The following is a 12089-nucleotide window of genomic DNA, read 5'->3' on the forward strand; positions in this document are numbered from 1 at the left end:
GGCTTTAATTTTATGGTTTATTTATTTTTTCAGGTAATTGTCTGTCTATTGACGTTAATGCTAATATTCCTTGCTTATCTCTATTAAATAGTCTACCTTTGTTTAATAAACAGTGGTGTTTACATGTGCATGTTAGTGATATTGAGATGTGCATGTTGATGCTACTTACATGTGCATGTCAGTAGTCCTAACATGTGCATGTAGGTATCTGTATTCTTTAAAGAAAGACGGACTGTTTAATAATAAAGCGTTAACTGTTAATACATTTGATATATGGCAATCCCTTACATAGTCTGCCGCAAGGTGGATGCAACGAAAAAAGAAAAACCGCAATTGTGGTATGCCGTCGGCAAGAAAATGCAGAAAAAGAGCGGCAGGACGGAGCGGGACGTAGCACATCGGGTAGCTCAACGGACTGGTTTTCATCCGGGAGTGGTAGAAGCTGTCCTGGCTGCAACGGGTGAAATCATTGAAGAGGAGTTGAGCGACGGACGCTCTGTGACGTTACGCGGCATCGGGTCGTTTCAGACGGCAGTCACGAGCAAGGGTTTCGAACATCCGGAAGATGTGTTGCCACATTCCGTCAGACTCTCACGCGTGTACTTCAAAGCGGACCGTATGCTGACACTGGCCGTGAAGCGTGCGGGATGCCATCGGATTCCGTTTAAGTATTATTTTCCGGAGGAGCTGTTGACGAAGAAGATGGAACTGGCCGATAAGCAGGCGGAACGGGAAGAGGATGAAATGGATGCTTATTAGCGTGCATCATGTTACTTTATAAATCATCGTTATGGATCATATTGTGTTACTGATATGTCTGTTTCCCGTCGTCTTCATGTTGCATGATTTCGAAGAGATTATTATGCAACAGAGGTGGATGGAACGGAATGCAGATGAATTGTCCCGCCGCTTCCCGGTGTTGAGAAAGCAAATCATGCAATTACGGGAGTTGAGCACGACTGGTTTTGCAATATCGGTTGCCGAGGAATTTATTATTATCAGTGGCGTATCTGTCTATGCAGTTCTTTCCCGGCATTATTTTTTGTGGATGGCTTTGTTCCTTGCATTTGGCATACATTTGCTCGTGCATGTGGGGCAATTCGTACTGCTAAGGAAGTATATTCCGGCTATAGTAACCTCATTGCTTTGTCTGCCTTATGCGGTTTATGTCTGTTATTTCTTTTATTCTACGGGCTTGTTTACTGCAATGGATTTTCTATTGGGGGGAATATTGGGTGTCCTTATTATGATGTTGAATCTGAAATTGGCTCATGCGTTGGGGCGCAGGCTGGATGCTCTCATTTAAAATCAGCCTGTTTGATTCGTGAATACTTAAATTCAAGTGCAAGGAGTAATTCTTGTGCTTGGTATCACATATTCTCTTTCTTTAGTTGACTTAATCAACTATATCTCCTATCTTTGCGCCATGAAACAAGAATATATAAATAGTATAAGAGCCTTCAACAGGTATTATACAAAAATATTGGGCGTGCTTAACAAGTCTTATTTAGGAAGTGAATTTGGACTTCCTGAGATTCGTATTATTCAGGATGTTTATTTACACCCTGACAGGAGTTCTAAGGATATATCCAATGAATTGAACATGGATAAAGGTTTGCTGTCTCGTTTATTAAAACAGCTGGAACAGAAAGGATATATACACAGAAAAGGAACAGAAAAAGATAGCCGCATGTGCTTGATAAACCTAACAGAAAGAGGATGTGAAATTTATCATCACTTAAATGCTGCTGCTAATCAATCAGTGGAAGATATCTTTGCGCATTTAAATGATTATCAGTTGCAAAAACTAATAAATAGTATGGATTCTATCTGCAATATAGTAAATGATATGGAAATAAATCTTGCGGTTAAGGAGGTTGAGCCAATTGTCATACGCTCCATAGAGGAAGAAGATAATACTTCAATAGCCTGTGTACTTCGTGCTTCGGTTGAAGAACATGATGCTCCTAAGGTTGGCACTTTTTATGACGACCCGCATACGGATATGATGTTTCAGACTTTTAATATCGAAGATGCGGAGTATTGGGTGGTGGAATGTAATGGTACAATATTGGGTGGAGGTGGCTTTTATCCAACCAAAGGTTTACCAAATGGTTATGCTGAATTATCAAAATTCCATTTTAGACCGGAACTAAGAGGGAGAGGACTTGGGAAACGTCTGCTTCAACTAATAGAACGGCGAGCAATGAAAGCCGGATATACACATATGTATATTGTCTCTTATCATCAATTTGGAAATGCTGTTGCTATGTATGAAAAATACGGATATGAACATATAGGTAATGCATTGGATCAATCAGGCTTATATCAAGATGCCCCTTTTCATATGGTGAAAGAGTTATTGAGTGAAGCATAATTGTAAATTTCAGGAAATATGGTCGATATTATCGGTTATTCAGCTTTGACACTTAATTTGTTTTCAATGACAATGAAGAAAGTTCTTCATTTGCGAATTCTTGCTATAGGTGCTAATTCTATATATATAATTTATGGATTGTTCTTACATGCGATGCCTTTCATAATAGGTTGTACAATTGCTGTAATTATTCATGCTTATCATGTCTATAAATTGTTTATGGACAAATGATGGATTGTATTTTATAAAAAACAAAACTGATAATATTTTGTGTTCTATGAAATACAATCTATCTTTGTGAGAAATCAATTTAGCATTGATACGGATGAAACAATTATTTACTACTTCATATCAACTTATAGAATGCAGCTTTGGATATTTGGATTAATGTATTGATAGAATTTGAACAATAATAGAGAAAGATAAATATGAAGATATTTCCTACTCAAAGCATCAAAGAGTTGGATGCTTACACAATAGAAAATGAACCGATTGCTTCCATCGACCTGATGGAGCGTGCCTCGCAGGCATTGACAACAGCGATTACGAAACGCTGGGAGGCTGAAACACCGATTACGGTATTTGCCGGACCGGGTAATAATGGTGGAGATGCATTGGCAGTCTCCCGATTGCTGGCGGAAAAGGGTTACCAGGTATCGGTTTATCTGTTTAATACCAAAGGAGAACTTTCTCCCGATTGCGAGGCGAACAAGGAACGACTGGTGGATGTGAAGAATGTGGATTTCCATGAAGTGACATCACAATTCGTCCCGCCCGTGCTGACGGTTGACCATGTGATTATCGACGGACTGTTCGGTAGTGGATTGAACAAGCCGCTGAGTGGTGGCTTTGCTGCCGTGGTGAAGTATATCAATGCTTCATCGGCACAGATCGTGGCTATTGATGTTCCTTCGGGATTGATGGGGGAGGAGAATACCTTTAATATCAAAGCTAATATTGTCCGTGCGGATGTGACGCTGAGTCTGCAATTGCCGAAGCTGGCTTTTCTCTTTGCAGAGAATCAGGAGTTCGTGGGTGAATGGGAATTGCTGGATATCGGTCTGAGTGAAGATGCGATAGAGGAGATGGCGACTGATTATAGTCTGTTGGAAGCTGAGGATATGCAGGATCTGTTGAAACCGAGAAATAAGTTTGCCCATAAAGGGGACTTCGGACGCGCCCTGCTTATTGCCGGTTCGCAAGGAATGGCGGGAGCATCGGTGCTTGCCGCAAAAGCTTGCCTGCGTTCTGGAGTAGGGTTGCTGACGATGCATGTGCCTTATTGTAACAATATGATTGTGCAGACTTCCGTGCCAGAGGCTATGACGGAACTGGACCCCAGTGATACCTGTTTTGCTTGTCCTACGGATACGGATGATTATCAGGCAGTGGGCATCGGTCCGGGTCTGGGAAAGGCGGAAGAGACAGAGGGTGCGGTATTGGAACAGATAGATAGCTGTTTATCTCCTATGGTAGTGGATGCTGATGCTTTGAATGTACTGGCAGGGCATCGCAGTTATATCGGACGCTTACCGAAAGGGAGTATTCTGACACCGCATCCGAAAGAGTTGGAACGATTGATAGGAAAGTGTCAGGATTCTTATGAACGCTTAACGAAAGCACGTGAGTTGGCGCGAACATCAGGAACATATATCATCTTGAAAGGTGCTTACTCTGTGGTTATTACTCCGCAAGGGAAGTGCTATTTTAATACTACAGGTAATCCGGGTATGGCAACAGGCGGCAGTGGAGATGTTTTGACGGGTGTAGTGCTGGCTTTGTTGGCACAAGGGTATGCTTCGGAAGATGCAGCCTGCCTGGCGATGTATGTTCACGGGCTTGCCGGAGATATCGCTTGCAAGAAGTATGGGGCGATAGGAATGACAGCTGGGGATATCGTGACGTGTCTGCCGTTGGCGTGGAGGATGATGGAAGAATGAAAAGACAAGATATCAAGTTTTAAGTATGCAGTGTTATGGCGCAGTCTTAATACTGCAATACTTAAAATTTAATACCTAATTTATTATTTTCCTCTCGTCGTAATATGGAAGCATCCTTGCTTCAACTCATACTTTATATAGCATTTATCCGCTTTTCGCAAGTCGCGCAATACTTCGGAGAGTACGAGTTTCAATGTATCTGAACTGACATCCTGTAGCGGGCGTCCATCTTCATCTTCTACTTTCTTGAAGCGCTTCCAACTGACATCGAATGTAGTTCCGTAGAAGTGCGCAGAGTTTGCCGAGGCATTGCCATTGCGGCGACGCAGGCGTTTTACGTCGTCTTCGGTGCGGAGTACGGAGGTTACGATTATTTTATTGGGGTTTAGTCCTTTGGCGGTCAGTGAGTCAAGGAAATTGGTACCGATGGTATCCAGTAGTTGTGCTGCACCTTTAATGAGATATGGGATGGAGTGTGTCAGCGAGTCTACCACATATAAATCGTTCGTTTCGATGTGCTGAAGTTTTTCCTTCATGTGTTCGGCCTCTTTGCGGGAGGCAATTGGCGTAATGCCTATGGCTTGTGCGACATTCAGATGCGCTTCATTCAAGTCGCCGAAGGTTCGTCTGTAACTGATTACTCCTTTAATGTTTCGCGGTTCATTCAGTTTGAGGGACATATCTTTCTTTTTGCATCCGGCAAGGGAAGTGCCGGCCATAAGTATTGCTAAAAATAAAAGCGGAAGTTTGTTGTATCTTTGTTGCATATGGCTTGAAAATGTTTTTATGTGGGCACAAAAGTAGGAAAAAGAAAAGAGAGTTCTTGTCTATATACTATCGTTTTTTAAAGAAAAAAGTGACGGCTCAATCTATTTCACAAATAGCGTTCTCTTTCATTAAGGTGAACTCTTCTAAAGAAGATGGGGTTATGTTTATCATTCCGGATTTTGATTGTTTGTGTAATTTTGCTAATGTGAAATATTCATCGTCTAATACATCTTGTATTCCCCAGATATCATTTTCTTCATCTTTTATATATGACTCTATAGCTGTGCCATTCATATAATGTACATAGAAGATCATATCTTTGTGATGATCATAGAAACTAAGATAAGTCTCTACGGAATGAAGATATTTATCTTCTATACTTCTCAGCAAATTTCCTATAAGCAAGAGCTGGGGTCTAGATCTGAGTTTGTCAGCTTCGCAGCATATAGAACAATCCCAAATGTCATTGAATAAAGATTTTTTGCGGAACCGTATAACGTCTTTATGCTCCGGATGCTCAGTGATGAATGATTGTATCTCTTTCGAGATTTTGTGCTGCACCTCTTTATTTGCATCACTTTTTAATATGAAATTTATCCGGAATAGGCTGTGGCATTTATTTGGCGATATTGAAAACTGGTAGTTGGCTGCTGAAGTTTGAAGCTTGAAATTGGTAGATTTATTTTTGAGTGATGAGTTTATTGAACTATTATCGCGATTGGCCTTTAAAAGTTCAAAGATTTGCCTGGTGGTATCTTCTGCTGATTTTCTTTTTAGAAAATCCCAATACATGAATCCAGAGAGAATTGATGCGCCTACAATGAGAGAGGCTGGTTTACCAAAGAATCTTTCTGTTAAACCGATACTGCCTCCTGTTATGAGAACAAGGATTATCCAAATGGCAGTATTTTTTAATAATCTTGCAGTTTCACGTTCCATGTTTGTATTATTCAAGATTTACTTTATTATATGATAGTAAATTAGTGACGAAGGTACATATATAAAATAATGGAAGCAAGATTTGTTGACGTATTCTTTCATTTCTTTTAGGGTTTGCGTTATCTTTGCGCCCGAAAAATGAAAGCAAAAGAGTATGCAACGGTATTTTATTTATTTAGCTTATGACGGAACCGCCTACCACGGCTGGCAGATACAACCCAACGGAGACAGTGTACAAGAGTGTCTGATGCGTGCACTTGCCACACTGATGCGCCGTGAAGTAGAGGTTATTGGTGCCGGACGTACCGATGCCGGGGTGCATGCTTCTCTGATGGTTGCCCACTTTGATAGTGACGAACCGCTTGATACAGTTTTCTTTACCGACAAACTAAACCGCCTTTTGCCGCCCGATATTTCTGTTTACCGCCTCCGTGCAGTGAAGCCCGATGCGCATGCTCGTTTTGATGCAACGGCACGCATGTATAAATATTACGTGACTACGGCAAAGTCTCCCTTCAATCGTCAATACCGTTGTCGTCTTTTCCAGACACCCGATTTCGAACGAATGAACGAAGCGGCCCGTAGTTTGTTTGATTATACAGACTTCACCAGTTTCAGCAAACTGCATACGGACGTAAAAACAAACAACTGCCGCATCATGCATGCCGCCTGGACTCAGATAGACGATGTAACCTGGGTATTCACCATTCAGGCGGATCGCTTCCTGCGCAATATGGTTCGTGCAGTTGTCGGCACTTTGCTCGAAGTAGGCCGTGGCAAGCTCACCGTTGATGGCTTCCGGCGTGTTATCGAGCAGAAAGACCGTTGCAAGGCTGGTACTTCCGTTCCGGGCAATGCCCTGTTTCTGGTAGATGTCACATATCCGGAAGAACTGTTTATAAGCAGTTAAGCAGTCGAAACAGTTTCTTAAGTCGGATAACTTTATCCCTGAACTGCCTTTTAATTTTTAATTTTCAATTTTTAATTCACATGTGGTTATTACTCGCCTTTCTCTCAGCTGCCTTGCTGGGTTTTTATGATGCATTTAAGAAGAAATCATTGCGCGATAATGCTGTGCTTCCCGTTCTGTTTTTGAATACGGCATTCTCCAGCCTGATATTTCTTCCTTTCATACTGATTTCCGCTTTTACTCCTGCTTTGAACGGAACAATGTTCGAAGTACCTGTTGTAGGTTGGGAGGTACATAAGTTTATCATTGTCAAGTCATTTATCGTTCTATCTTCCTGGATATTCGGTTACTTTGGCATGAAGCATTTGCCGTTGACGATTGTCGGCCCGATTAATGCTACCCGTCCTGTAATGGTGCTGGTGGGTGCCATGCTGATATTCGGTGAACGTCTGAACCTATACCAATGGATCGGAGTCATGCTTGCCATACTTTCTTTTTTTATGCTGAGCCGTTCCGGTAAGAAGGAAGGCATTGATTTTAAACATAACAAATGGATTTACTTCATCGTGCTGGCTGCCATCACCGGAGCTATCAGCGGACTTTATGACAAGTATCTGATGAAGCAATTCAATCCTATGGTGGTGCAGTCGTGGTATAATGTCTATCAGGTATTTATCATGTGTCCCATCATCCTTTTGCTGTGGTATCCCAAGCGAAAAGAAAGTACCCCTTTCCGTTGGGATTGGACTATCATCCTGATATCCGTCTTCCTTAGTGCAGCTGACTTTGCCTACTTCTATGCCCTGAGCTATGAAGACTCCATGATTTCCATTGTCTCCATGGTACGTCGGGGCAGTGTGGTTGTCTCCTTCCTTTTCGGAGCTCTCTTCTTCCGTGAAAAGAATTTAAAAAGTAAGGCTGTCGATCTCATTTTGGTATTGATTGGAATGTTCTTCTTATATTTGGGAAGTAAATAAATCTCAAGACAGAATATATGGCAGAAGATTTATGTATCAGCAACGGCAGCAAGGCCGAAAAGTATCAGACTTTGCTTCCCCAGATAAAGAGCCTGATTGAAGGCGAAAATGACCTTATAGCCAATCTGGCTAATGTTTCGGCTGCACTGAAAGAGACTTTCGGTTTCTTTTGGGTGGGATTCTATCTGGTGAAAGGGGAAGAACTGGTATTAGGACCTTTTCAGGGACCGATAGCCTGCACACGTATCCGGAAAGGACGGGGTGTTTGCAGTACGGCATGGGCTAAGGCAGAGACGTTGGTGGTGCCCGATGTAGATGCATTCCCCGGACATATAGCTTGCAGTTCGTTGTCGCGCTCGGAGATCGTTGTTCCGTTGATTCGTGAGAATGGCGAGGTGTGGGGCGTGCTCGATATAGATAGTGAAAACCTGAATACCTTTGACGAAACAGATGCACGTTTTCTTGGAGAGATATGCTCTTGGCTCTGAAGATTGCGTTGAAGTAATAAAATACAAAATAGGAATAACAGAAAAATAATATGATGAAGAAATTGACTATGTTTTTGTGTTTGGCTTGTGCCTGGATGTGTTCTCTGCAAGCTCAGGAAGCTAAAACCTTTTTCAAAAATATGCCCGATAGCCTCAGTCCACTGCTTACTGCCGTGAACCGTGCCGACTGTATCGACTTCCTTGAAAGTAAGATGAAAGCGGAAGTAACCAACCGTTTCGGCGGCAAATCGGAAATGACGGAGCTTGCTCTCGACTACATCCGTATTCAGATGACACCGCAAAGCTCTTGGCAGATGAAACTGCTGGCTACGAGCGACAGTACGAAAGTAATCTGTACCGTATCTACAGCTTGTGCCCCTGCTTGTGATAGTGATGTCCATTTCTATACCACCGGTTGGGAAGAATTGCCTGCTTCTTCTTTCCTCACGCCTCCTGTAATGAAAGATTTCCTGTCATTACCCGATACGGTGATGGATTATGAAGTGAGAGATGCCGGCGAACAGGCAGATATGCTGCTGATGAAAGCCGATCTTTCTGCAAAGGATAATACACTGACCTTTACTTTTACAACTACCGACTATATGGATAAAGAAGCGGCAGAGAAACTGAAACCGTATCTCCGCCGCCCTATAGTGTATGTTTGGAAAGAAGGTAACTACGAGCTACAAGCTACAAGTAACGAGTAGCTGCGCACTGCTACTCTTCCGAAAGGTACTTGTAGCTCGTAGCTCATCACTCGTAGCTATTTCACCTTTATTCTGTCGAACCCTTCTCCATATACTCCGATTACCGCACTTTGTGATACAAATGCGTTTGGATCTATATCCTTTATCAATCGGAATATAATTGTTGATTCGCGCTTCTTGGCAAGTACGAACAACATCTTCTGTTCCTTGCCGCTATAAAATCCGGAAGCATTGATGACGGTGGCGCCCCGGTGCGGATATACATTGATGTGCCGGGCTATTTCATCATATTTCTCACTGATGATAAAGAACTGTACGGATTGCCGGGCACTGTTCACTACCTGATCCAGAACAAAACTGCAAATGTACAGGGTAACATAACCGTAAACCACCTTCTCCCAATCTTTCAACACAAAGTAACTGGAAGAAATGATAATCAGGTCACAGATCAGCATTACACGCCCCAGCGTGATATCCCGGTATTTATTGATGATGGCGGCAATGATATCCGTTCCGCCTGTGCTACCATTGGAAGAAAAAGCGATGCCTATGCCGCCTCCGCAGAGGGATGCACCGATGACGCACGCCATGAAAGGCTGATCGTGCAGTAATACTACACCACTTGCCAGTTTCTGGATGATGGACAGGAAGAGCGTTAGCGTAAATACGGCAAACACTGTTTTGATACTGAACTTCCAGCCCAGAATGCGGATGGAGAGTAGTAACAAGATGAGGTTGATACTGAAATAAGTGTACTGCACAGGGAAGCCGGTGGCGAAATAGACTATGGAGGCTATACCCGGCACTCCTCCGGTGGTGATGTCATTGGGCAACAGAAATACTGTCCAGCCTATACCATAAAGAATTAATCCGAGGGCGATCATTAAATAATCTCTTGTTTCCCGAATCAGGCTTTGCTTAGTAGGGACGTTTACGATTGTTTTCATCTGTTTTATGCGTAAGTTTGGTAATGAGTTTTAGAAACTTTCTCTATAAAATGTGCGTTGTCTGTTTACGCCTGCAAAGATAGATGTAATATTCGGAAATCTTGTCTAATCCGTCATGGTTCATGAAGGGATGTGCCCAATTTTTATTTGCTGATTAAATTCTTATAGACTACTGTTTGCAGTAATTCCTCCCGTCGCAGGGCTGAAACAGGAAGTTCTTTCCCGTTGATGAAGACTCTTCCTTTGGCGATGGAATCAATGTGCGAGAGGTTTACAAGGAAAGACTTGTGTATTCTGAAGAAGGCACTTTGAGGCAGAATTTCTTCCAGTGAAGTCATGGTCTGATGGATGATGAGAGTTTTGGACTTGAAGTGCAGTTTCAGGTAGTTTTGCATACCTTCTACATACAGTATATCTTTCCAGGATATCTGGGTAAATGCATCCCCCTGTCTGATATACATTTCCCGGGTGGTTTCTTCTATTCCATTATTTTGCAGTAAGAGTTGGGTTCTGAAAGTATGGGCGGCCTTGGTCACTGCCTGAAAGAAACGCTGAAAAGAAATTGGTTTCAGTAAGTAGTCAACAACATTAAGTTGATAGCCTTCCAGGGCATATTCGGAGTAGGCGGTAGTTAGTATGGTCAACGGTGCTTCATCCAATGATTTCAGGAAATCGATGCCGGAAAGATAGGGCATATTGATATCCAGAAACATGAGGTCGATAGGCTGGTTTTCTAATATTCCTCTTGCTTCGAGTGCAGAAGAACAGGTAGCGTTGACTGTGAGAAAGTCCAGTTTGCTGATGTGGTTGGCAATACCTTTGATGGCGATTTGTTCGTCGTCTACGATGAGGCATTTCAGGGGTTGTTGTTCAGGGGAGTCTTTCATCTTTTATATTTCAATGCTAAGTGAGGTTTGATAATAGGTATCTGTTTGGTTGACGGACAACTGGTACTTCTTGTGAAACAGAATGTCCAGTCGTTTGACTGCATTGCCCAGTCCCAGTCCGGTGCCTGGTCGTTGCAGATGCGGGGAACTGGTGTTGCCGACTTCAAGAAGGATATGATGGGTATTCTGTTTGAGCCGTATCTGTACTTGTCCTTTCTCCGTGGGTGTGTGCGATGCATGTTTAAAGGCATTTTCTATGAATGTCAGTAATAACAAAGGCGGGAATCCGATGTTGCCGTCTTCTACTTCCCATTCGGTGCTTACGGCCAGTTTGTCTTCCCAGCGAATGTTTTCTATCGCTATGTAGTTTTGCAGGAATTCTATCTCCTGTTCCAGGCTGATAAGTTCTTTCTGACCGTTATACAATTGGTAGCGCAGGATATCGGAATATTTCTCTAAAAGGGAAGAAGCTAAAGGCACATTATCCTGCATCAGGATGTTGATGTGATTCAACACATTGAACATGAAGTGAGGGGTGATTTGCTGCCGTAATGTCTGGAAGAGGAATTGAGATTTCTCTTTTTCTAATTGCAGGTTTTCTGAATAGAAGCACAGACCACAGAAGGCGAGATTGATAACCAATGTACCCGGTAGCAAGAGGATAGAGTTGAAAAGAAGGTTCTCTTCTCCCTCTATGAAGATGTTGGATACAGGGAATATACCTGTTTGTTCAAGATACTGGAAGAGGACGAAGTAGGAGGCTACCAGTGTACTTGTGGGGATGCAAAGTACTATAAACAATATCCAGAAAGGCTTCATCTGCTTGGTGCGTATCGCTTTTTTCAGCAGATGGTTGCATAGATATTGGTTCACCAGCATATAACTGCCGCTTATGCAGATGGTGAGAAGCGTTGCTTCGCATATACTGGTCGACATATTGAGGAATTGTATCCAGAAAGTGCCGGCAATGAGTAGCCAGAAGATAGTAGAGAGCTGCCGCGATTTGAAAGTCAGATGTTTCTTCATGTTGCAAAGATAAGGGATAAAGTGGTTGCTGCTTATCTGTTTCGTCATAAGCAGACCGGGGTTTGGTCAAAAAGATTTCCTCGTTCGCATTGATATTAACAATCTTTGTGGCATACAAATCAT

At 42.6% G+C, this 12089-nt stretch carries 13 protein-coding genes; 8 read left to right on the forward strand and 5 right to left on the reverse strand.

Annotated features, from left to right (window positions below; translation table 11 throughout):
* The first annotated feature begins 273 nt into the window (after positions 1–273).
* The 4 genes from K429_RS0117915 to K429_RS0117935 all read left to right on the forward strand — a co-directional run bounded on the left by K429_RS0117915 (position 274) and on the right by K429_RS0117935 (position 4317).
* Positions 274–759 carry an HU family DNA-binding protein gene (locus K429_RS0117915; protein WP_007215371.1) on the forward strand — a complete coding sequence of 162 codons (486 nt, stop codon included), beginning with the start codon at positions 274–276 and terminating at the stop codon, positions 757–759.
* A 31-nt stretch (positions 760–790) separates the two neighbouring features.
* Positions 791–1306, forward strand: a complete 516-nt coding sequence (locus K429_RS0117920) for an HXXEE domain-containing protein (RefSeq protein WP_026367791.1) — start codon at positions 791–793, stop codon at positions 1304–1306.
* A gap of 120 nt (positions 1307–1426) precedes the next feature.
* On the forward strand, positions 1427–2377 hold the full coding sequence (locus K429_RS0117925; RefSeq protein WP_044096910.1) for a helix-turn-helix domain-containing GNAT family N-acetyltransferase: 951 nt from the start codon (positions 1427–1429) through the stop codon (positions 2375–2377).
* A 428-nt stretch (positions 2378–2805) separates the two neighbouring features.
* Entirely contained in the window at positions 2806–4317 is a 1512-nt protein-coding gene (locus K429_RS0117935) for an NAD(P)H-hydrate dehydratase (RefSeq protein WP_026367794.1), read from the forward strand.
* Between the two features lie 83 nt (positions 4318–4400).
* Here K429_RS0117935 and K429_RS0117940 read toward each other — a convergent pair whose 3' ends face one another.
* Positions 4401–5084, reverse strand: coding sequence for a DUF5715 family protein (locus K429_RS0117940; protein ID WP_007212609.1), 684 nt, complete (start codon positions 5082–5084; stop codon positions 4401–4403).
* Positions 5085–5181: 97 nt separating this feature from the next.
* Entirely contained in the window at positions 5182–6024 is an 843-nt protein-coding gene (locus K429_RS0117945; protein WP_026367795.1) for a hypothetical protein, read from the reverse strand.
* 154 nt (positions 6025–6178) lie between these two features.
* Here K429_RS0117945 and truA point away from each other — a divergent pair, with 154 nt between their 5' ends.
* The 4 genes from truA (at position 6179) to K429_RS0117965 (ending at position 9106) form a co-directional block, all read left to right on the forward strand.
* Positions 6179–6934, forward strand: coding sequence for a tRNA pseudouridine(38-40) synthase TruA (gene truA / locus K429_RS0117950; RefSeq protein WP_026367796.1), 756 nt, complete (start codon positions 6179–6181; stop codon positions 6932–6934).
* A gap of 80 nt (positions 6935–7014) precedes the next feature.
* Entirely contained in the window at positions 7015–7911 is an 897-nt protein-coding gene (locus K429_RS0117955) for a DMT family transporter (RefSeq protein WP_026367797.1), read from the forward strand.
* 17 nt (positions 7912–7928) lie between these two features.
* Positions 7929–8399, forward strand: a complete 471-nt coding sequence (locus K429_RS0117960; protein WP_026367798.1) for a GAF domain-containing protein — start codon at positions 7929–7931, stop codon at positions 8397–8399.
* Between the two features lie 50 nt (positions 8400–8449).
* Positions 8450–9106 carry a DUF3256 family protein gene (locus K429_RS0117965; protein ID WP_026367799.1) on the forward strand — a complete coding sequence of 219 codons (657 nt, stop codon included), beginning with the start codon at positions 8450–8452 and terminating at the stop codon, positions 9104–9106.
* Positions 9107–9162: 56 nt separating this feature from the next.
* On the opposite strand, the gene K429_RS0117970 is transcribed toward K429_RS0117965, so the two are convergent.
* The 3 genes from K429_RS0117970 to K429_RS0117980 form a co-directional block, all read right to left on the reverse strand.
* On the reverse strand, positions 9163–10053 hold the full coding sequence (locus K429_RS0117970; protein WP_026367800.1) for a YitT family protein: 891 nt from the start codon (positions 10051–10053) through the stop codon (positions 9163–9165).
* A gap of 143 nt (positions 10054–10196) precedes the next feature.
* Positions 10197–10940, reverse strand: coding sequence for a LytTR family DNA-binding domain-containing protein (locus tag K429_RS0117975; RefSeq protein WP_022209232.1), 744 nt, complete (start codon positions 10938–10940; stop codon positions 10197–10199).
* Between the two features lie 3 nt (positions 10941–10943).
* The gene (locus K429_RS0117980) at positions 10944–12014 is read right to left on the reverse strand and encodes a sensor histidine kinase (protein WP_052340663.1); all 1071 of its coding nucleotides are present in this window, start codon (positions 12012–12014) and stop codon (positions 10944–10946) included.
* Between the last annotated feature and the right edge of the window lie 75 nt (positions 12015–12089).

The sequence above is a fragment of the Bacteroides sp. 14(A) genome, from assembly GCF_000526555.1.
Classification (GTDB): Bacteria; Bacteroidota; Bacteroidia; order Bacteroidales; family Bacteroidaceae; genus Bacteroides; species Bacteroides cellulosilyticus.

Coding starts and splice junctions, on each gene's coding strand:
- K429_RS0117915 (WP_007215371.1), top strand. CDS start 274: ATGGCAATCCCTTACATAGTCTGCCGCAAGGTGGATGCAACGAAAAAA.
- K429_RS0117920 (WP_026367791.1), top strand. CDS start 791: ATGGATCATATTGTGTTACTGATATGTCTGTTTCCCGTCGTCTTCATG.
- K429_RS0117925 (WP_044096910.1), top strand. CDS start 1,427: ATGAAACAAGAATATATAAATAGTATAAGAGCCTTCAACAGGTATTAT.
- K429_RS0117935 (WP_026367794.1), top strand. CDS start 2,806: ATGAAGATATTTCCTACTCAAAGCATCAAAGAGTTGGATGCTTACACA.
- K429_RS0117940 (WP_007212609.1), bottom strand. CDS start 5,084: ATGCAACAAAGATACAACAAACTTCCGCTTTTATTTTTAGCAATACTT.
- K429_RS0117945 (WP_026367795.1), bottom strand. CDS start 6,024: ATGGAACGTGAAACTGCAAGATTATTAAAAAATACTGCCATTTGGATA.
- truA (WP_026367796.1), top strand. CDS start 6,179: ATGCAACGGTATTTTATTTATTTAGCTTATGACGGAACCGCCTACCAC.
- K429_RS0117955 (WP_026367797.1), top strand. CDS start 7,015: ATGTGGTTATTACTCGCCTTTCTCTCAGCTGCCTTGCTGGGTTTTTAT.
- K429_RS0117960 (WP_026367798.1), top strand. CDS start 7,929: ATGGCAGAAGATTTATGTATCAGCAACGGCAGCAAGGCCGAAAAGTAT.
- K429_RS0117965 (WP_026367799.1), top strand. CDS start 8,450: ATGATGAAGAAATTGACTATGTTTTTGTGTTTGGCTTGTGCCTGGATG.
- K429_RS0117970 (WP_026367800.1), bottom strand. CDS start 10,053: ATGAAAACAATCGTAAACGTCCCTACTAAGCAAAGCCTGATTCGGGAA.
- K429_RS0117975 (WP_022209232.1), bottom strand. CDS start 10,940: ATGAAAGACTCCCCTGAACAACAACCCCTGAAATGCCTCATCGTAGAC.
- K429_RS0117980 (WP_052340663.1), bottom strand. CDS start 12,014: ATGACGAAACAGATAAGCAGCAACCACTTTATCCCTTATCTTTGCAAC.